This is a genomic window from Rahnella contaminans (genome assembly GCF_011065485.1).
Taxonomy (GTDB): Bacteria; Pseudomonadota; Gammaproteobacteria; order Enterobacterales; family Enterobacteriaceae; genus Rahnella; species Rahnella contaminans.
Genome location: NZ_JAADJS010000003.1, coordinates 473,890 through 494,854 on the forward strand (window position 1 = coordinate 473,890; position 20,965 = coordinate 494,854).

Sequence of the window (20,965 nt, forward strand, 5' to 3'; positions counted from 1 at the left end):
TTTCAGAATAAAAGCTGACGGGTAAAGTACATGTCCTGTTTGCCTCTGTGACGGAAAACGATCCGCTGTAATTTACCGCTACCTGAAACTCCACTGCACGCTGACCACAAACACGGAAGGAATGATGATCCCGGTTTCTACGCCGAAATAGCTGGTGAAGTTGTACTGGATGGCATGGTAGATGTACGGTGAAAATCCGATGCCGGTGACTTTTTTGAAATCCTCATAGGAACCGTCATCGCCGCAGTGTTTGAAAGCGTCGAAAAAGAACTCGCCGGTATAACCGTAGACGCCTTTAAACACCCAGTTGGAATCTCCCTGGATCCAGTCCCGGCGCAGCCCGAGCGCAATACAGCGGTCGCCGAAGCTGTTGTTCATGGTACCGACCAGTGCGCTGTATTTGGAGTCTTCAGAGAATTTACGTTCTACCGACATGAATTTATTATCGAAAAACTCGTTGTATTGCCCGTAGTTACCGGTCAGGTGGTAAACAAAAGAACCGGTATTGAAGGAATATAAATTAATTTCATCGGCATGGAGACCCACGGCGACAAGGAGTAAGAAGAAACACAGAACCCGGCTTGAATTTTTTATCATTTAGATAATCTCTTTGATTATAAAGACATAATTTTATCTAAAAAATTTAAATCATTGATATGAGCGTGATCAGGCCCGTAAAAATTATTCTAAGACAGGATTTGTGTTTGTACAAAAAAGCCCCGCTAAATCCGGCAACAAGGCGGTGCCTGTTGCCGGACATTTATTCAGACCGCAGATTTATTCGTTTTTAGCCCCCCTTCCCAGTTCAACGTCAACGTGATGATCCTGCCCGTCATCGGTGAGCGGGATCTCATCATTCGCCAGCAAGTTGCCGTCCAGCGTCACGCGATATTCTTCCGTACTTTTGCGCACGGTAATCAGATAACGGCTGCTGCCTTGCTGGTATGCGACGCTGATTTCCGGCCAGTTTTCCGGAAGCTGGCTGTGAATGGAAATGGTGTCGCCTTTGCGCGTGATCCCCAGCAATGATTCGGTGATCAGGCGGTACGTCCACCCGGCGGAACCGGTATACCAGCTCCAGCCACCGCGTCCGCTGTGCGGCGCGACCGAATAGATATCAGCGGAAATAACGTAAGGCTCGGCTTTGTACCGGCCAACCGCCTCTGCGGTCAGGCTGTGATTGATCGGGTTGATCTTCGCCATCAGTTCCCAGGCACGCTCAATATTGCCCTGTTTCGCAAAGGCCATGACTGCCCAGATAGCGCCGTGCGTGTACTGGCCTCCGTTCTCGCGGACACCCGGCAGATAGCCGCGAATATAACCGGGGTTCGGGCCGTTGCCGTCGAAAGGCGGCGTCAGCAGTTTGATTAAACCAGCGTCATTGTCGACCAGGTATTTATCTACTGACTGCATGGCGCTGGCGGTGCGGTCAGGCGTTCCCGCACCGGAAAGCACCGACCAGCTTTGGGCGATGGCGTCGATCTGACATTCGTTATTCAGATGCGAACCCAGCGTTTGTCCGTCGTCAAAATAGCCGCGCAAATACCAGTCGCCGTCCCAGGCGTGATCGTTGAGATTTTGTCTGAGCCGCGCAGAGTGTTCACGGCAAAGCGTGGCGACCTCTGCGTCCTGACGCTCTTCCGCCAGCGCGCCATAACGTTGCAGAACGTCATAGAGGAAGAAGCCCAGCCAGACACTTTCGCCGCGTCCGCCCAGCCCGACCAGATTCATGCCGTCATTCCAGTCGCCTGCGCCCATCAGCGGCAGGCCGTGGTCACCCAGCTTCAGCCCGTATTTCAGCGCGCGGACGCCGTGCGCCCACAGGGTTTCCTGCGTGTTGCTGACCAAAGGTTGTTCATAGAAAGATTCCTCGCCGGGAGCCAGCAGACGCGATTCGAGGTATGGCACGATTTCTTTTGCCACCGCGCCATCATCGGTCACGGCAATATAATGACTGATTGCCAGCGGCAGCCACAGATAATCGTCCGAGCAGCGCGTGCGGACGCCATTGCCGGTCGGTGGATGCCACCAGTGCTGGACGTCGCCTTCAATAAACTGCCGCGAGGCGCACAGCAGGATCTGCTCGCGCATACGTTGTGGCGCGGCATGCGTCAGCGCCAGCGTATCCTGCAACTGATCGCGGAAACCAAACGCGCCGCCGGACTGATAATACCCGCTGCGCGCCAGTATACGGCTGGCGAGGGTCTGATAAATCAGCCAGCCGTTAGTCAGTAAATCGACGGATTTATCCGGCGTGGTGATCTGAATTTTATCCAGCACCTGATGCCAGTGATGATGAACGCGATCCAGCTCAGCCTGTGCTGCGCCTTCCTGGAAGAACTGATGGATCAGCGCTTCGGCGTCTCCGGCGTTTTGCCCCAGACCCAGCGCAAAAGTAAAGGTGCGCTGATCGCCGTCAATCAGCGTGGTCGCTGACTGTACCGCGCCGCAAGGATCAAGCATTGCGCCGGTTTTATCCGACAGGCGCTGCGTCTTCATTGCTGCGGGTGATGCGGCGGAACCTGTTCTTCCGAGGAATTCACGGCGGTCGCCGCTCACGGAACAATGTGCGCCGGTCACGGCAAAAAAGGCCGTGCGCGGTGAGCCGTTGCTGGTGTAATGATTGGTCGCCAGCACGCCGCAGCCCTGCACAACGTGTGCCGCCGAGGTGACAATATGCATGGCTGATTTCACCCGCAGATCGGCCATCACCCACTCGACGTAACCGGTCACCGAAAGCCTGCGCGGCCTGCCGGAAACGTTGGTCAGCGTCAGCATGATCAGTTTGACCGGTGCGTGCTCAGCGACCAGCACCGTCATTTCGCTGCTGATCCCCCGTTCGGTATGCTCGAAAACGCTGTAACCAAAACCGTGTCGCGTCACGTAGCCGCCGGGTCCGCGCACGGGCAATGGTGCCGGAGACCATACGCTGCCGGTCTCTTCATCGCGCAGATAAAACGCTTCGCCGGAACTGTCGCTGACCGGGTCGTTTTCCCACGGTGTCAGGCGGTATTCATGGGCATTTTCATACCAGGTATAAGCCTGACCACTTTCCGAAATCACCGAGCCAAATTCCGCATTCGCAAGCACGTTCGACCATGGCGCAGGGGTATTTGCTCCGTCGTTGAGGACTATCTGATATTCACGCCCGTCCGGTGAGAATCCACCCAGTCCGTTGAAGTAACTGAGGTCACGTGGAGGAGCCGTGACCGGCTGATTGTCGTTTAGCGTGCGTACCGGCAGCAAAGCGGGCAGTGAAACATGCGGTGGCTGCATGCGCTGATTCAGCTGATCTGCCAGCGACCCGCGGCGGTCGTCGATCACTACGCGGGCGACGCTTATCAGCAGTGTGCGGTCGTCCTGCGTCATCTGTTCGCCATTACGGACAAAAATGCCGCCCGGAATATCGGTCTGGCTGGAACCCGCGCCGGACGCGACCAGGCTGAGGATCTGGTTTTGCAACGCCTGCTGGTAGCCGCCGGAATCATTACACAGAATCACCAGATCGACTTTCAGCCCTTTCAACCGCCAGTAATGGTGCGCACGTATCAGCAACGTCACCAGCCCGATATTTTCATTGCTGGTCATTGTCAGCAGAACCACCGGCAAATCGCCGGAAAGCGATTGCCCCCACAGGCCGGATTGCCCGCGACGGTTAGCGCTGACCGCCTGCGCATCGCCGCGCATTTCCTGACTGGCGAACAGAATGGCACCGGCCAGCCGGTTAAACAGTCCTGCGTCTTCCTCGGTGGCATTCAGCTGACGCAGCACCACCTGACTGTGCGACCAGGTGATTTCAAATACCCGATCAGCAATATGGTGATCGCGGTATTTTTCCAGCAACGCCAGACTTTGCAGGCGGGTGTCGGCAATCCCGTAAACCATATCGATGATGACCGGTACACCGGGTTTCAGGCGGATGCGCTGACGGATTGCCATCACCGGATCCAGCACCGCTCCGGCGCTGTTACTGAGTGCCCCGGCACGGCGTAATGCCTGCGGATTGGAGGCCGTATTGCCGCGCCCGATAAACTGCGCGCGGTCAGTTTCAAATGACGTTTCCCGCTCGACGGAACCGTGGATCGCCATCATGTGGAACATCCACGGGCACTGTTCTTCCGGCTCGCGCGGGCGGCGATGGCACAGAATCCCTTCCTGCGCGGGCATCAGTTCAGTCTGCACAAACAGATTGCTGAATGCCGGATGCGCCGCGTCATTAGCCGCTGGTGCCAGTACGACTTCGGCATAAGTGGTAATTTCCAGCTCACGGGCATGGCGGCCATGATGCGTGACCGTCATCCGGCGGATTTCGACATCATCTTCCGGTGAAACCACGATATGCGTCTGCATTGTCAGCGAACCGTGAGTGCGGCGGAACTCGGCACCGGCATCGGTCAGTACGGCGTGATACGTGCCCTTTTGTTTGCCGAGCGGCTGCCATGTATTGCTGGTGACCGTGCCGGATTCCGGATCACTCAGATAACAGAATATCCCCCGGTCATCGCGCGTCGCATCTTCCCGCCAGCGGGTCAGCGTCAGGTCTTTCCAGCGGCTGACGCTGCCGCCCGCCTGCGTCACCATCAGATGATAATTCGTATTGGAAAGCAGCTGAACTTCCGGCGCCGGGCTGTCGGCGTTGCTGAATTCGCGCAGCTCGATATTTACTTTTTGCAGCGTGCTGTCGTGGGATTCGAAATGACGGCGCGGGCTGTAAAGCTCCACGGCGTCCGGTACGCGTTCCTGCAAAAGCAGGCGCGCAGACTGGAATGCCGCATTCGCCGCAAAGCGCGCGTTCATGGGCGCATCGAGCAGCACATTCGCCAGCGCCAGAAAACCCATGCCCTGATGGTGAGCCATGTACGAGCGCACCACGATGTAAATCTGCCCGCGGATCAGGCGAGACGGCGTGTAGTCGAGCGCGTCATAAAAACCGTATTCGCCGCGTGCGCCGCGATTTTCCAGCTCAGCCAGATTGAGGCAGGCTTCCTGTGGCCGGATCATCAGCGCCATCAGCGTGGCGTAAGGCGCGACGACCATGTCTTCGGCGAGCCCGCGTTTCAGCCCGAGGCCGGGCACGCCAAACGCGTGATACTGATAATTCTGGTTGAGATCAAACGCGGCATACGCGGACTCCGAAATCCCCCACGGAACCTTGTTCTCTCTGCCCCAGGCAATTTGCCGGTCAACGGCGGTCTGGCACATCTGCACCAGCAGCGTGTCCGGATACGCAGGCATGACCAGCTGCGGCATCAGGTATTCAAACATCGAGCCGCTCCACGACATCAGCGACGGTTGCTTGTCGATCACCGTGAATAACCGGCCCAGCGCGAACCAGCTTTTTTGCGGCAACTGATTGGTGGCAATGGTGACGTAATTGGTGAGGCGGATTTCCGACGGCAGCAGATCGTATTTCCCGCTGTCCATTTTATGCGCGTCGCAGTTATAGCCGACGGTCAGCAGATGAGTGTTTTTGTCGTAGAGGAACTGGAAATCCATGCGCGCATGGTCGTTCAGGCGTTTCTCCAGCTCACGGATGATGTCAAGCCGCTGACGCGCCAGCCCGATCGCGCGGGATAAATCCGGCTGCGTTCGTGCATCCTGTTGCGCCAGCCATTGCAATGAAGGCAGGACGCCGCTTTGCACTTCCGGCGAAAACGCACCATAAAACTCAGTCCACTCTTCCAGACCGGCGTCAATTTGTGCGGCCAGACGTTGCAGCCAGACGCCATCTGCAGGCGTGATCAGCGCGTGCATTTCCCGCAAAGGATCCAGCGCCTGCACGTTTGCCGCAGTCTGCGGCATCAGCTGGCGGAGTTTGTTCAGCACCGGCATTGGCGTCTGCTTTTCGGCCATTTGCAAGGTATCTTCCAGCCCGGTCAGCCACCGTCCGATATCCATCGCAGGCTGCGTGCGCCACAACCGTATACCGGTGCTGAGCGTCAGTAAATGCCCGGCCAGATTGCCGCTGTCCACGCTCGAAATGTAGCGCGGATTCAGCGGTTCAAGCGTGCGCGTGTCGTACCAGTTATACAGATGACCGCGATAATGCTCGAGTTTGTCGAGCGTATCCAGCGTCAGGCTGGTGCGTTCCAGCACCTCTTTTTGCGTGAGGTAGCCGAAATCCCACGCGGTAATATTGGCCAGCAAAGAAAGGCCGATATTGGTGGGTGACGTGCGGTGTGCAATGGTGGGCTGCGGGATTTCCTGGAAGTTATCCGGCGGCAGCCAGTTTTCAGTTTCCGTGACGAAATCTTCGAAGAAAGCCCAGGTCTGGCGCGCAGTCTGGCGCAGGAAAGCGTGTTGCAGAACATTGAGATCCGGCATCTCACGTTTTGCAGGCTGACTGAGCCAGCACAGAATGCGCGGCGCCAGAAACCACAGAATGCCCAGCGGCAGTGCGAATGCCAGCAGCGGCAGATGGGAATACGCCGCCACTAAAATTACCGCCACACCGGCCAGCGGGTTGGCCCACATCCGGCGATAAAAATATTCCGGAGAATGCGCCCGGCTTTGTGCGCCAATACTCACGCTCGCCCATTCGTGCAGTTTGCGATGGCTGACGTTCAGCCGCCACAGCGTCAGCAAAATTGCCTGTACGGAGTAAACCGCTTCGTGCGGCAAAGTCATCAGGTGCAGAAAAATACGCGAGACCCGGCTGACGGTGGCAGAAAATACGCTTTTCAGATGCGGGATCAGCGCGCGTCGCGGGCCTTTATTGAACAAATCCAGCACCAGCGCAACCCCTGCGGGGAACAGCAACATAAAGCTGATAAAACCGAACCAGTAAAGCTTGTTGGGCACCAGAATCAGTGTGCTGAAAATGAGGATTAATAAGGCGGGCGCGACCAGACTGCGGCGCAGGTTATCAAACAGTTTCCAGCGTGAAAGCAGGGTCAGCGGATTGCGGGCGCGCTGGCCGTCTTCCTGGGTCACCCGCAAACCCAGCCAGTTCAGAAGCTGCCAGTCACCGCGGATCCAGCGGGTTTTACGCGCCACATCCGCCAGATAATGGTCAGGATATTGCTCGTATAACACCACATCGCTGAGCATCCCGGAGCGGGCGTAACAGCCTTCCAGTAAATCATGGCTGAGCACCAGATTTTCCGGGCAGGTATTTTCCGTGGCCTGAATAAAGACATCCACGTCGTAAATGCCTTTCCCGACAAATGAGCCTTCGCCGAATAAATCCTGATAGATATCGGACGACATGGACGAGTACGGATCGTTTCCCGGCACGCTGCTGCATAACGCGGCGTAACGTCCCTGCCCGTTTTCCGGGATTTCTTCCGCCAGCCGTGGCTGGAGAATGGCGTAACCGGAAACCACCCGCTGAAGCTTTTCGTTGTAGACCGGATGATTCAGCGGATGCGCCATCGCAGCCACCAGCTGATGCGCCGTCGCGCGCGGCAGAACCGTATCGCTGTCGAGCGTAATCACGTATTTCACCTGCCGCAAATGTTCCTGCGTGCTGCCTTCAATCAGCGAGAACGGCTGGCCCTCATCGCGCAGCCAGCGGTTCAGCGCGTTCAGTTTACCGCGCTTACGCTCATACCCCATCCACACGCCCTGCGCCGTATTCAGTTCACTGTCGCGATGCAACAGCGAAAACCGTGCGCCCTGCGTGGCGGGATAACGGCGGTTCAGGGACTGGATCTGGCGGGTGGCGTAAATCAGCAGCGCGTCATTTTCAGGATTATCGCGTTGAGTGCTGTCATGGAAATCACTCAGCAGCGCGAAATTCAGGTGCGCGAGCATGTTGCCGATGTAACACACCTCGAGGCTGTTAATCAGCGCATCAATATTTTTCTGGCTGCCCAGCAGACAGGGAATGACCACCAGCGTACTGGCGTTTTCAGGAATACCCCCGGCGAATTCCAGACGCGGCAACGGTTGCGGCGTGCGGCTACGGGTGGTGATTTCACTGAGAAGATTAAGCGCAAACTGGCTGGCGACCAGCACCACCGGGATCAGCAGCGCCCACCAAAGCCAGTGCAGCGCCGGATGTGCTGAGCGGTAAAGCGCATCGGCGGTAACGGCCGTGGTCAGCAACAACAGACTGCCGAGCCACGAAAGCAGTGGCGTCTGGCTCAGTCTGGCGCGTATACGGGTGATCAGGGAAGAACGGGCGTTGAGATCTTTCTCTAACGTTTTTCTCCCGGCATCAATCAGATAGTAGCCGACGTGTTGTTGCTGATAAGAACCCGTTGCCTCGCGGGCCAGAGCTACGGCGCGGGCGGCGACAAAGGCTTCGTCATGACGGGAATTGCGTGAGAGACGTTCAATCTGATGGCGGTAATTATCGCGGGTATCAAAATGCATCAGCGGATAAATCCCGGCCGGGTCGCCGTGCAACGTCTGCTCCACCACGCTGAGATTTTCGGCAAAATCAGCCCAGTCCATTTCGGTCAGCTGGCGTAAACCCATAATGCTGTTGCTGACAGAAAGCTGATTAGCGGCCAGCTGCTGGTTAAATTTGTCGATCACTTCACGTTGCGTCAGCCCGACTTCGCTAAGGCGTTGTTCCACCCAGGTCAGCGGCAGCGCCAGCATCGAGCCATGCCCTTGTAAGCGGCGCACCAGTTCGGCGACAAACGCGCTGGTGCGCGGCGGATTGGTGCGCGCCATATCGGCGATAATAATGATCTGACCGGACGGATCGTTTTCAGCGCTGTCTTGCAATTTATTGACCCAGTAATCGGCCAGATTGCGTTCCTGCTGGGCATTCGCCACTTCAATGCTGACGCGGCGCAGATTCTCAATCAGCGCCAGCCGCAGCATGCCGGGAAATGCCCACAGCTCGCCGAGCGTCAGCGGTTTGACGCTCTGATAGGTGGTAAAAAATCGGGTGAGCGTGGTGACATCCAGAAGCCCGTCACTGTGGCTGACGACTTCCGTGGCGATGTCATATATACGCGGGCAGAAATGTGGAGCGCCGAGCGACGGCAGGCCTTTGCCGAAGTTTTTCGGCAGCAACTGACGTACCAGGCGGATTTGTTCTTCAATCAGATAAAAGTTATCGAGCAGCCATTCACCGGCCGGCGTGATGCTCGCTTTCTCTCCGTTGCTTAAAATCAGACAACTTCGGGTCAGGACTTTTTCATTATCATCGAGGCGTTTAAGCAGGTAATACGGGAGTTTTTTACCGGAGAGCTTGTGCGAGAGCGCCAGTTTCCCGCCGTAGCGTTCCATCTGATCTGCCGAAAAAAGCTCCGTGCGGATCGGCACCGGTTGCTCCAGCGCGCTGGCCCGGTGACGCCGCGTGATTGAAATAACAGGCGGTGCGCGTTTGCTTTTGAACCAGTTAATGACAGTCTTTTTCACATCTTCATACCATACGCGGACCCAAGAAGGCAGTTGCCTGAGCTGCGATTAGAGTTCACATAAAAAGGAGAGAGGGTAAAGGTCAGGGAGGCAGAACGGGTTTATCACCCGCAGCGGGCAATACTTTTCATACTAGTCTTTTTAGTGGTAGTCAGTGGGTTTATTTTCCACATCACAACATATTTACAGAGCGGACATCTCTGTGTAATATCGCCGCCAGACATCAGGGTGCCCGCCCTTTTGCGTAAGCGTTAACGTCAACCAACGCACTTTCTGCAGGATAATCCTGCTCATTGTGCGGTGTATTTATGACTCAGCCTCAGACGTCGTCGGCGCGTCCTTCGTTTATTGCCAATTCTGCTTTTTTCCTGTTTCTTATCCTGCTCACGGCAGCGAATTTACGTTCCCCGATCACCGCAACCGGTCCGGTTCTGGCAGATATTTGCGCGACGTTTGGACTGAGTGCTTCAGCCGCCGGGCTGCTCAATTTTATCCCTTTGATCCTGTTTGCGGCTATTGCGCCGCTGGCTTCCTGGTGCGGAAATAAAACCGGACTGGAGAAAAGTTTATGGGTCGCGGTTTGCCTCATCACGCTGGGCTCTGTGGTGCGCGTGATGCCGTATGCCAGCGGATTGTGGGCCGGCACCGTGATCCTCAGCACCGGGATTGCTGCGGCAAACGTGCTGCTTCCGCCGTTAATTAAGCGCGATTTTAAACTCCATACGACCAAATATATTGGCCTGTATGCCTCAACCATGGCGATTACTGCCAGTCTTGCCTCCGGCATCGCGGCTCCTTTGCAGCACACCAGTGGTTTTGGCTGGAGATTGTCGCTCGGCATCTGGATTGTTCCTGCCCTTATCGCCACCGTCGCCTGGCTGCCTCTGTTGAAAAATACGCAACCGCGTGAATTATCGCGTCAGCAGGCGGCGCCTGGCCGGTTGAAATCACCGTGGAAATCCATGCTGGGCTGGCAGGTTTCTTTGTTTATGGCGCTTCAGTCGATGGTTTTTTACACCCTGATAGACTGGTTCACGCCTTACGCCAGTTCACACGGCATCAGCCAGGAAAGCGCGGGCTGGATGTTATTTGTCTATCAGGCGGTGGCGATCGTGGCCAATCTGGTCTGCATGACGGCGCTGAAAAAATACCGGGATCAGCGCGGGATCAGTTTTATCGCCTCACTGGCCATTTTCACCGGATTAGCCGGGCTGCTGATCTTCCCTGCTTTGCCCTTGTTGTGGCTGGTTATTGCCGGTCTTGGCGCTGGCGCTTCCATGGTGATTTGCCTGTCGTTATTTAATCTGCGGGCGACAGACCACCGCCAGGCAGCGGCACTTTCCGGGATGGCGCAATGCGTGGGGTATGGCGTGGCGGCGCTGGGGCCGTTAGTTTTTGGCATGCTGCACGAAGTCAGCCACAGCTGGACGGTGCCTTTGATTGTGCTGACGGCAGTTAACGCGCTACAGCTGGTGATTGCCCCGCTTGCAGGTCGCGCTAAACATATCGGGTAAACGGACGTCACTTTTAAAATTTGTTGTTAAAAAATTCAGGCGGATTTCTCCGCCCGTTTTTTTCGTAATTTGTCACATCATCGTTTTAGCTGATATCTGCGCCGTTGGTGGCGATCACTTTCTGATACCAGTGGAAAGATTTCTTCTTGTAACGGTTGCCGGTGCCGGAGATTTTGTCATCGAGATCGACATAAATCAGGCCGTAGCGTTTGCTCATCTCGCCGGTGGACATACTCACCAAATCGATACAACCCCATGGCGTGTAACCCATCAGATCCACGCCGTCTTCAATGGCTTCTGCCATCGCAGCGATATGCTGGCGCAGGTAGTTGATACGGTAATCATCGGCGATAAAGTGGTTTTCATCCGGCTTATCGACGGCACCTAACCCATTCTCAACAATAAACAGCGGCTTTTCATAGCGGTCGTAAAGCTGGTTCAGCGCGATGCGCAGGCCCACCGGATCGATTTCCCAGCCCCAGTCGCTGGCTTCGAGGAACGGGTTACGCGCGCCACCGAGCAGGTTGCCTTGCGCGGACACCGCCTCGGGATTGGTTTTGTTGATGGTTGAAGACATGTAATAGCTAAAACCAATGTAATCCACCGTGTGCTGTTTAATCAGCGCCAGATCGTCCGGCTGAATGTCCAGCACGACGCCCTGCGATTCCCATAAACGTTTGGCGTAGTACGGATATTTACCGCCCGCCTGCACGTCCGCGCAGTAGAAGTTAAACGCCTGTGTCTCTTTCAGGGTTTCCAGCTGGTTCACCGGATTGCAGTCATAGGCGTAATGGGTGGCGAACAGGATCATGCAGCCGATCTGAATCTGAGCATTCGTTTCGCGGGCAATTTTGACCGCCAGGCTGCTGGCCACGAACTGGTTATGCCATGCCTGGAATTTGGCCTGAGCTTCCAGCGCGCCGGTTTTGACCGTCAGCCCCTGGCTCATGATCGGGAAATGCGCCGCACTGTTGATCTCGTTGAAGGTCATCCAGTATTTCACTTTATGACCAAATCGCGTCAGCACCGTGCGGGCAAAACGCTCGAAGTGGCCGATCAGTTCACGGTTTTTCCAGCCACCGAATTCGGTCGCCAGATGCAGCGGCATTTCGTAGTGGGAAAGGGTAATTACCGGCTCGATACCGTGCGTGATACAGGCGTCAATCACCTTGTCATAGTGCGCCAGACCGGCTTCGTTCGGCTGTTGTTCAATGCCATCTGGATAGATGCGTGTCCAGGCGATAGAGAAGCGGTAACATTTGAAACCCATTTCCGCAAACAGGGCAATATCTTCCTCAAAACGATGATAGTGATCGATGCCCATGTGGTTCGGATAGGTGTATTTTTCGGTATCCAGCGTGAAATCAAATTCTGCTGAAGAAACAATGCGTAACCGGTCTTTACCGCCGGGAATGGCATCAACAATCGACAGCCCTTTGCCGTCCTGATCGTACGCCCCTTCAACCTGATTGGCCGCTGTCGCGCCGCCCCACATAAAGCCTTGCGGAAACTTCTCTTTCATAAAAAACTCCCTTGAACAGTCAAAATACCAATGCATGAATAGTGCTGCGAATGAGGATGCCGATGATCGCGCCCGGTAGCGCAAAGCGGAACAGCCGGACGAAGCGGCTGGCGATCCCCAGAAAAATACCGATACCGGGTAAATCGAGCGTCTGGATCAGAAAACCACTGGAAGCATTGACCTGCTGCGGGGAAAAAAGCCCGCGATGAATCAGGTCAGACACCACGCCGTAATAGGCGGTGCCGCCCGCAAGCATTTTGGTCAGCGCGGGCAGAACGTACACGTCTGAAATACTGAAATATCCCAGCACTGGCCCGAGCAGACGGGTCAGAAACTCAATCGCCCCGGCTTCTTTTAAAATACCGACGACGGTCAGCGAGAGGATCAGCATCGGCACAGAACCCAGCGCCAGACGGATTGCATCCGACCCCGCGCCGTTAATGATGGCGATCAGCCCTTTGCCGGCCTTGTCTTCCAGCGGATTACCTTCACGTTCCGGTGCGGTGGCCGAAAGACGACGGCCAAACAGATAGTAGGTCGCACTGGCTGCGCCGAGTCCACCGACAATAGAAATGATAATCGCCGCGCCCCAGTGCAGGCCGTAAGGAATAAGCGGATAAAACACATTGCCCTGCCCCATGGCAAAAAGCATGGCCAGCGTGGCGGCGAGATGGCGGTCGGACGTCCCTCTCTTTTCCATCAGCGCCAGTGACGCCAGCGGTGCCGCGAAACTCACAAAATTCAGCTGGATCAGGGCAAATACTGCCATACCCGTGACGCCAAAAGGGCGTAAAACCGGCGTCACCAGCCGGACAATCCCGTCGAGAACGCCACGAACTTCCAGGTACTTCATGATGATCAGCATGACCACCATGATTGGGATCAGCGTGTAAAGCGCCACGTTAACTGAGGCTTTCCCCGCCGAGAGAATGATCCCGATAATGTCCATTACCCGCTCCGCAAAAATAAATTGCCAGTAACATAGCGCCAACCTGACGTGTTGTCATGCGGTTGAGCAATGATAAAAAAGCGGCTAACGTAACTGAACGCCTGTCAGCTTCTATGAAAACAGTCAACACGGTAAACCGGCTAACCCGCTCATTTGCCGGACGATCTCAGGAGATTTCCATGTCAGATAAAGTGTCCGCCCAATGTCATTGCGGTTCGGTTGTCTTCAGCGCCGTACTGACTGATGGCTATAACAACGTGCTCCGCTGCAATTGTTCGTTCTGCCGTATGCGCGGGGCGGTCGTCGTCCCGGCTCAGGAAGTGGATGTGATCAAGGGCAAGGACTTGCTTACCGAATACCGGTTCAACACCGGCGAAGCAGCCCATTTCTTCTGCTCAGTTTGCGGGATTTACACCTTCCACCAGCGCCGTTCCAATCCTGAATTCTATGGCGTTAATGTCGCCTGTATCGAAGGCGTATCGCCGTTTGATTTCCCGGTGGTCAGCGTCAGCGACGGCATTAATCATCCAAAAGACGGCGGTAAAGGCGGCGTGGCTGGATATATTCGTTACGAGCCGAAATAAATACGAGACGAAGTAATCTGGCTCTGAAAACTAACAAAAATGGCGTCCCGGTAACGCCATTTTTATTTTATCAAATAAAGTCGCGTCCCGTTTAAATGACAGCGGCCCGTTATCTTTACGGGTTTATCTTTTCTGAATTTACCCTGACATTGTTGTTTCTCTTTTTCTGTCCTAATGTTTTTCCCGAGAATAATTTCTCTCTATGGACAAATAAAATTGCAGCGTAGTTTTGCAAATTTATTCGCATTTCAATTTTGCGTGGAGAATTATTGTGACTAACACAACTGTTGCTATTTCAGAAAGTGATTCAGCGGCTTTGCATTTATTAGAGCAGGCAATGGGATATACCTTTCAGGCGTCACTGCGCGCCGTGGCGGAGTTATGCGTTGCTGATTGTCTGGTCAAAGGCCCTAAAACGCCCGATGTACTGGGCAAAGAACTGGGCGTCAACCCGCGGCAACTCTACCGTGTAATGCGGATGGTGGCGTCTAAGAATATCTTTAAGGAACATGAAAACGGTGAGTTTTCCCTGACGCCTTCCGCCGAATTCTTACGTTCAGACGTCCCCGGTTCCCTGCGTGCGGCAGTATTAATGCTGACGCATGAAACACTCTGGCTTCCGCTCGGAAATGTTATAGAAAATATTCGCGGCGAATCCGCCTTTAAAAATCGTTACGGTATGAATTTCTACGAGTATTGGGCTCAGGAAAGTGCGCATGACGGTATTAATGATTTTGACCGGGGAATGTCGTCCATGTCTTCGATTGAAAATAACTTCATCGTTCGGAGTTATCATTTCCCTGATAAATCAACCGTCGTGGATATTGCCGGTGGCATGGGCGGATTATTATTAAAAGTGTTGCAACATAATCCGACGCTGCACGGTATTTTATTCGATCAGCCGCAGGTCTTGCCTAAAAACCGTCTCAGCGAGCTGGGCGATGATTCCCGCTGGGAATTGCATCCCGGCAGTTTCTTTGAATCCTGCCCGACGGCGGATTTTTATATGTTGAAATACATCACGATGGACTGGCCGGAAGAACAGGCGCGCAAAATACTACGCACCTGCCGCAATGCCATGCACGCCGGTTCGAAGCTGCTTATCATGGAACCGGTCATTCCGCGCGGAAACGCCTGGCACGGCGGCAAGGAAGTCGATCTGCTTTTGCTGGCAAGTTTTGATGGCGGGCAAACGCGTTCCGAAGATGAAATCAAAGCGTTGCTGGCGGATGCCGATCTCAAACTGAACCGCATTATTGATACAGGTTGCTACGTCTCGATTGTTGAAGCGGAAATTCGCTGATTTCTGGCGGGAGAACGTTGCGCAAATGCAGTGATAAAGGGGCACGCGGGATATTGCCAGTGTGTGCCCCTTCTGTTTCCGTCGCTCTTTATGGCAAAAAAGTCAGGCGGCTTTCACTGCGCGGGCTTTTTTCGGTGCAGGTGCTGCTTTTTCTTCCGTTTCTGCATCCGCTTCGACGTGTTCCACGGCTACAGGCTCTGCGGTTTCTTCAGTGGTCTCGTCAGCAACGACCGCTACGGTTTCCGGTAATTTACTGGTGCGCAGGATATGCTGAACGGCATCTTTTTGCTCAGCGAGGTGCAGCGCGATATTTTCCGCCAGCACTTCGTCAATCTCAAGCCCGCTCTGCGATAACCACTCGGTGAAGGTATCTGCCATATCGAGCATCTTGTCGTAAGCGTCTGCATCTTTTTTATTGGCAAATGTCATTTTCTCTTCACCTTTTCTGACGACAACAAATTTTGTTTCAACAGCCATGACTCGCTCCTTATACTGTAATTATATACAGCATATTAATGATGAGTGCAGGATACAGCATTCAGCCAGCTTTTTACAGCCCGACTGTATGAAATCTCGACCGGCCTGCGCTACATTCGTACGGTGATCATTAAAACAACCGAAACTCGCGGAGAATACAGTGACAGCAACCGACGTATGCCAGTGGACAAAAGGCGCATTCCATATCACCACGGATAAAACCGCGCAGGATATTCCGGCGATCCATCGTTACCTGACCCGCTCAACGTGGGCTGCCGGAATTGACGAGCAAACCGTGCGCGATTCCGTTGAAAACAGTCTCAACTTTGGTCTGTTTGAAGGCGAAAAACAAATCGGTTTCGCCCGCTTTATCACTGATTACGCCACCTTTGCTTACCTGTGCGACGTCTATGTGCTGGAAGACTATCAGGGTAACAACCTCGGCGGCTGGCTGGTCGAATGCTGCCAGTCGCATCCGGTTTCCGCGCGCCTGCGCCGCATGGTGTTGTTCACCACCACCGCGCCCTGGTTGTATGAAAAATTCGGTTACGAACCGGTAAACAGGCCGGATTATGCGTGGGCGATAACCCGGCCTGATATTTATCGAAAGAAAAGTGACTTGAATGAGGACGTGTAGCGTTTTGTTTACCGGCTGGCCAGCTGCGTTGTCAGGGTTTCAATCCGCTCGGCCAGCTCTTTGGTCAGCGAGGTCAACTCTATGTTCTGCTGGACTAAAACCAGTAACTGGGCGGAATTTTCTTCAGCCACAGTCTGACGTTTTGCCATCGCATCATCCAGATCTTCACGGTGCTGAGCATCCGTCAGCGCGTGTGCCTGGTCGCGTTCGGCCTGACGGGTCTGCGCCAGTAAAATCAGCGGTGCCGCGTAAGCTGCCTGCAAACTGAAGGCCAGATTAAGAAGAATAAACGGATAGGGGTCGAATTTGGATAGCCCGGAGATGTTCAGGTAGATCCAGACTGCCACAATCACTGTCTGCGCGATGAGGAACGTCGGCGTGCCAAAGAACCGGGCGAATGCTTCGGCTTTGAGAGCGAACCATTGTTCACCAAACGTGTGACTGTGACCTTTCAGCGGGCGATAAAAACGGAATTTTTTGACGGGCTGCATCGTGTTGACTCTCATGTTTCGGTGAAAACGGCTTACGACGGGGCTTAACTCTATCGCTATTTTGCCGCTTCCCAAAGCAGTGAGAGTCCTGGCAGTATTAACATACCGTCAATGAAACGGTTGTTCCTGCACTGGCGCGTCAGACCTTTACTCGTAATTCTCGCCATACAGCCCGATCAGGCGGCGGACAACGCCGTTGGTCCAGCCGAAACCGTCCTGAAGCGGATATTCGCCGCCGCCCCCTTCGCGCGCGGCGCTGCCGGAAATGTGGTATTTCTCAATCAGCTTGTGATGTTTCTGATAAAACTGATTCACCGTTCGCAGCCAGCTGCGGGCGATTTCGTCGCCCAGCGCGTCATTGCCGTACAGCTTGAAGCCCTGGATCGCCATCCATTGCAGCGGTGCCCAGCCGTTCGGTTTGTCCCATTGTTCGCCGGTTTCAAACTCCGTGGCCAGCAAACCGCCGGAAGTCAGCAGCCGTTCGCGTACCACGGCGGCGACCCTTTCGGCCTGTCCGTGCGTCGCGAGCCCGACAAACAGCGGCACCACGCTGGCGGCAGAAAACAGCGCCAGTTGCTGACGATGCCAGTCGTAATCGCGGAAGCATCCGTCTTCGTCATCCCACAGATAGCGGGTAATGGCGTCGCGGCGGATCTCCGCTTTCTGCCGGAACAGCGCCTGCGTCTCCCGGTTGCCTTTCAGGCCGGAGATATTCGAAATTGCGTTTTCCAGTTTGTAGAGGAACGCGTTCAGGTCGACCGGAATGAATTGTGTGGTGCGGATACTCGCCAGTCTGTCCGGATCGCGCAGCCAGCGTGAGGAATAATCCCAGCCGGACGCCGCACCGGCGCGCAGATCACGGTAAACTTCATTAGCCGGGCGGCTGGAATGTTTCGCCGTCTCCACGTCTTCGCGCCACGATTCATCACGCGGCGTATCCCTGTCGTCCCAGTAGCGGTTCAGCAGCGTGCCGTCTGGCAGGCAAACCACGTGACGGTATGCCTGATTGGGCATCAGTGATTCCGCGCCGTCCATCCAGAATTCGTACTCTTTCAGCAGATGATCCAGATAACGCCGCGCACCGCGCACGCCGTCCTCCTCGAACAGTTCGACCATCAGGGCAAATACCGGCGGCTGTGAGCGGCTGAGATAATACGTCCTGTTGCCGTTGGGAATATGCCCGTACATCTCAATCATCCAGGCAAAGTTGTCTGCCATGGTGCGCAGCAGATCATTGCGGCCGCTTTCTGCCAGCCCAAGCATGGTGAAGTAAGAATCCCAGTAATAGGTTTCGCTGAAACGCCCGCCCGGCACGATATACGCCTGCGGCAGCGGCAACAGCGATGACCACGGCACATGGTCTTCCGGCTGGCGCGTCAGCACCGGCCAGAGTTTATCGATGTGCTCTTTCAGGGAGTCACCCGGATCGCTGACGTATTCATCGCCGTGATGTGCCGGTAGCGAAAAATGCGCATCAACAAAGCGTTGCAGATTAAAACCGGGATGATTTTTTATCCGGCGGTAGCGCAGCAGAATGTCCAGCGGATCCATTTTCGGCGGGCAGTCCGGGAAGGTTTTGCTGTCTTCAAACAGGTGCGAAGACTGCACGGCGGTAAACAGTTCCATGTAGCGATCCGCCGGGGTCAAAGCATCAGATGGCGGCAGGCCTTCGATCATTTCCGGTTCCGGTTCGGCATCCATCATCCGGTCCAGGATCAGCTCAATCGGTTCCAGGTCAGGGAATTCGTTGGTCTGTAATTTAGCGTTTTGCATATGCGACAAGCCTCTGCATTGCGTTAAAAATGACACAGCCCTTATTCAGGGCTGTGTTTAGAGAAGTTTTTCTCAGGCGACGGCGTTGTGCGCAACGTCATGGGGGGAAATGGCCAGCAAATCCTGCAAATAGCTTTCACCCCAGTGCGTAATATCGTTTTTACGCAGTACTTCCATCATGTCGTTGTAGCGTTCACGGCGCTCTTCCAGCGGCATTGTCAGTGCCTTATCGAGCGCGGCGGCCACGTCATCACGGTCATACGGGTTGACAATCAGTGCCGCCGTCAGTTCATTCGCCGCACCGGCAAACTGCGACAACACCAGCACGCCCGGGTCTTGCGGATCCTGCGCCGCGACATACTCTTTCGCCACCAGATTCATGCCGTCGCGCAATGGTGTGACCAGCCCGACGTCGGTCAGGCGGAACAGTTTCATCAGCAAACTGCGCTGGAAATGCTGATTGAGATAGAACAGCGGCGTCTGGTTCAGGCTGCCGTATTTCCCGTTGATGCGTCCGACTTCGGTTTCAAGCTGATGACGCAAATCCTGATACGCCTGCACATCGCCGCGCGACGTCGGTGCTATTTGGGAATACCGCACTTTGCCGCGATGCTGAGGGAATTTCTCCAGCAGTGCCTCGAACGCCAGAAAACGCTCCGGCAGCCCCTTGGTGTAATCCAGACGTTCGCAGGAAATAATGTTTTTCGCCTCGCGCAGCTCGCGTTCCATGGCGGCCATTTTCGGTGGCAGCGGCCCTTCCGCCATTTTGCGGATGCTGTCCGGCGCAATGCTGATCGGATAAACCCCGGTCTGGAAGGTGTTGCCGAACGCCTGATGCAGACAGGTATCGGAGGGCTGCAAAGTCGTCAGTTCGCCGAGATTATCCAGAAACGCCTGGCGGTCGCCTTCGGTCTGGAAGCCCAGCAAATCGAAATGCGACATCATCTCCAGCAGTTCGTTATGCGTCGGCACGGCATTAAAAATTTCGGGTGTAGGGAACGGAATATGCAGGAAAAAGCCGATGCGGTTTTTTACGCCAAGTTTGCGCAGCGCGGCGGCAAAAGGAAGCAAATGGTAGTCATGGATCCACAGAATATCGTCAGGTTTTATCAGTGGCTGCAATCTTCTCGCCAGCAGATCATTGACGCGGCAGTAGCCTTCCCAGGCTTCACGCTGGAAATCCACCAGGTCGATGCGGTAATGAAGCGCTGGCCAGAGTACGGCATTCGAAAACTGGCAGTAATACAGATCATAATCGTTTTGATTGAGCGGAACCGAGGCGTAGGTGATGCCATCCTCTTCCACCAGACTGAGATCATCTTCCTCTTCGCCGGAGATTTCACTGATTTCTCCGTTCCAGCCAAACCACAGCCCGGACGTGTTTTTCAACGCATCCATAATACCGACGGCAAGCCCACCCGCGGATTTCGACCCGTCAGGAATAGCAATACGGTTAGATACGACAACCAGGCGGCTCATAATGTTGTCTCCTTATTATTAGTGATGGTTAAGTGACGTTGTAACGCTTCCAGCCACTGATACACATCGCTGACGCGTCCCAGACGGTAGCGTGCATGGCTGGAACCCTCTCCGACTTTCACGGAAATACCCTTCATGGCATTGACGACCTGGAAGCCCTTTTCATCGGTCAGGTCATCGCCGACAAACACCGGAATACGCCCGGCGAACGGCGCCTGCTGCATAAACGTCGTGATTGCGGAGCCTTTATCGTTGCCGCGCGGCTTAATTTCCGCCACGCATTTTCCGCGCTGAAGCATCAGGTCGGGATACGCAGCGACTGCCGATTCGGCCAGTTGCAGAACCTGCTGCTGAAAAGCCGGTGCCTGACGATAATGCAGGGCAAACGCCATGCCTTTGGCTTCAAGCAGCGTTCCCGGCATTACGGCCATTCCCTTTTCAAGCTGCTTTTGCAAGGCATGCGCCACATCCTCAGGCAACGTCACGCGGTGCAGATTCCCTGCGGCGTCGCGCAGTTCGGCGCCATGCACGCCCGCAGCCGGTAACCGGAGCGGCGCGGAAAGCTGGTCAAGCTGTTCAACCGGACGCCCGGAGATCAGCGCCAGTGCGCCTGAAGTGGCCGCAGCCAGCGTTTTCAGGTTATCGCGAACGGAAGCGGGAATGGAGACGTCGTCCGGCTCGGCGCAGATTTCGGCGAGCGTGCCGTCAACATCAAAAAAGAAAGCATATTTCCCGCCACTGAGGGCGGGGATCGGGGGCGTCTCTGTGGTGGTATCCTTCAGTTCTGTGGTCAATTTTATTCTCCTGTATACGTAGCCGGTTGCGCTGAATCGTTGTCACTGTTAACAGAAACAGCGCGGCGCAACCTCTCTACAATTGAATAAATATAACCTCTTATAAAGCATTTGCCGGGAC

Annotated in this window: 13 protein-coding genes; 4 read left to right on the plus strand and 9 right to left on the minus strand. The window is 55.0% G+C overall.

All coding sequences use genetic code 11. From position 1 onward, the window contains the following. Positions 1-78: 78 nt before the first annotated feature. Complete coding sequence (locus tag GW579_RS16865; protein WP_229893226.1) at positions 79-597, minus strand: hypothetical protein; 519 nt, start codon at positions 595-597, stop codon at positions 79-81. Between the two features lie 180 nt (positions 598-777). Then, complete coding sequence (locus tag GW579_RS16870; RefSeq protein WP_420821548.1) at positions 778-9,321, minus strand: GH36-type glycosyl hydrolase domain-containing protein; 8,544 nt, start codon at positions 9,319-9,321, stop codon at positions 778-780. 308 nt (positions 9,322-9,629) lie between these two features. Between GW579_RS16870 and GW579_RS16875 the strand changes: the two genes are divergently transcribed. Next, positions 9,630-10,835, plus strand: coding sequence for a CynX/NimT family MFS transporter (locus GW579_RS16875; protein ID WP_165060401.1), 1,206 nt, complete (start codon positions 9,630-9,632; stop codon positions 10,833-10,835). Between the two features lie 85 nt (positions 10,836-10,920). Here GW579_RS16875 and GW579_RS16880 read toward each other — a convergent pair whose 3' ends face one another. After that, positions 10,921-12,357 (minus strand): glycoside hydrolase family 1 protein, encoded by a 1,437-nt coding sequence (locus GW579_RS16880; RefSeq protein ID WP_165060403.1) that lies wholly within the window; start codon positions 12,355-12,357, stop codon positions 10,921-10,923. Positions 12,358-12,376: 19 nt separating this feature from the next. Next, entirely contained in the window at positions 12,377-13,306 is a 930-nt protein-coding gene (locus tag GW579_RS16885) for a nucleoside recognition domain-containing protein (protein ID WP_152323912.1), read from the minus strand. 179 nt (positions 13,307-13,485) lie between these two features. On the opposite strand from GW579_RS16885, the gene GW579_RS16890 reads away from it, so the two are divergent. Next, complete coding sequence (locus GW579_RS16890) at positions 13,486-13,890, plus strand: GFA family protein (protein WP_165060405.1); 405 nt, start codon at positions 13,486-13,488, stop codon at positions 13,888-13,890. Between the two features lie 271 nt (positions 13,891-14,161). Beyond that, positions 14,162-15,193 (plus strand): methyltransferase, encoded by a 1,032-nt coding sequence (locus GW579_RS16895; RefSeq protein WP_307803488.1) that lies wholly within the window; start codon positions 14,162-14,164, stop codon positions 15,191-15,193. A gap of 102 nt (positions 15,194-15,295) precedes the next feature. Here GW579_RS16895 and GW579_RS16900 read toward each other — a convergent pair whose 3' ends face one another. Beyond that, complete coding sequence (locus GW579_RS16900) at positions 15,296-15,670, minus strand: YebG family protein (protein WP_152323914.1); 375 nt, start codon at positions 15,668-15,670, stop codon at positions 15,296-15,298. Positions 15,671-15,830: 160 nt separating this feature from the next. Here GW579_RS16900 and GW579_RS16905 point away from each other — a divergent pair, with 160 nt between their 5' ends. Further along, complete coding sequence (locus tag GW579_RS16905) at positions 15,831-16,307, plus strand: GNAT family N-acetyltransferase (protein WP_165060407.1); 477 nt, start codon at positions 15,831-15,833, stop codon at positions 16,305-16,307. An 8-nt stretch (positions 16,308-16,315) separates the two neighbouring features. Here the strand turns inward: GW579_RS16905 and GW579_RS16910 are convergent, their stop codons facing one another. The 4 genes from GW579_RS16910 to otsB all read right to left on the minus strand — a co-directional run bounded on the left by GW579_RS16910 (position 16,316) and on the right by otsB (position 20,832). Continuing rightward, the gene (locus tag GW579_RS16910) at positions 16,316-16,798 is read right to left on the minus strand and encodes a DUF1003 domain-containing protein (RefSeq protein WP_165060409.1); all 483 of its coding nucleotides are present in this window, start codon (positions 16,796-16,798) and stop codon (positions 16,316-16,318) included. Between the two features lie 147 nt (positions 16,799-16,945). Continuing rightward, positions 16,946-18,571 carry an alpha,alpha-trehalase gene (locus GW579_RS16915; protein WP_165060411.1) on the minus strand — a complete coding sequence of 542 codons (1,626 nt, stop codon included), beginning with the start codon at positions 18,569-18,571 and terminating at the stop codon, positions 16,946-16,948. A 72-nt stretch (positions 18,572-18,643) separates the two neighbouring features. Next, complete coding sequence (gene otsA / locus GW579_RS16920; protein WP_152323918.1) at positions 18,644-20,050, minus strand: alpha,alpha-trehalose-phosphate synthase; 1,407 nt, start codon at positions 20,048-20,050, stop codon at positions 18,644-18,646. Continuing rightward, positions 20,047-20,832 carry a trehalose-phosphatase gene (gene otsB, locus GW579_RS16925; RefSeq protein WP_420821553.1) on the minus strand — a complete coding sequence of 262 codons (786 nt, stop codon included), beginning with the start codon at positions 20,830-20,832 and terminating at the stop codon, positions 20,047-20,049. The genes otsA and otsB overlap by 4 nt, the downstream gene beginning before the upstream one ends. Positions 20,833-20,965 lie beyond the last annotated feature (133 nt).

Bases quoted from the DNA above. Each gene is read 5' to 3' on its own strand.
- GW579_RS16865 (WP_229893226.1), bottom strand. From the start codon at position 597: ATGATAAAAAATTCAAGCCGGGTTCTGTGTTTCTTCTTACTCCTTGTC.
- GW579_RS16875 (WP_165060401.1), top strand. From the start codon at position 9,630: ATGACTCAGCCTCAGACGTCGTCGGCGCGTCCTTCGTTTATTGCCAAT.
- GW579_RS16880 (WP_165060403.1), bottom strand. From the start codon at position 12,357: ATGAAAGAGAAGTTTCCGCAAGGCTTTATGTGGGGCGGCGCGACAGCG.
- GW579_RS16885 (WP_152323912.1), bottom strand. From the start codon at position 13,306: ATGGACATTATCGGGATCATTCTCTCGGCGGGGAAAGCCTCAGTTAAC.
- GW579_RS16890 (WP_165060405.1), top strand. From the start codon at position 13,486: ATGTCAGATAAAGTGTCCGCCCAATGTCATTGCGGTTCGGTTGTCTTC.
- GW579_RS16900 (WP_152323914.1), bottom strand. From the start codon at position 15,670: ATGGCTGTTGAAACAAAATTTGTTGTCGTCAGAAAAGGTGAAGAGAAA.
- GW579_RS16910 (WP_165060409.1), bottom strand. From the start codon at position 16,798: ATGCAGCCCGTCAAAAAATTCCGTTTTTATCGCCCGCTGAAAGGTCAC.
- GW579_RS16915 (WP_165060411.1), bottom strand. From the start codon at position 18,571: ATGCAAAACGCTAAATTACAGACCAACGAATTCCCTGACCTGGAACCG.
- otsA (WP_152323918.1), bottom strand. From the start codon at position 20,050: ATGAGCCGCCTGGTTGTCGTATCTAACCGTATTGCTATTCCTGACGGG.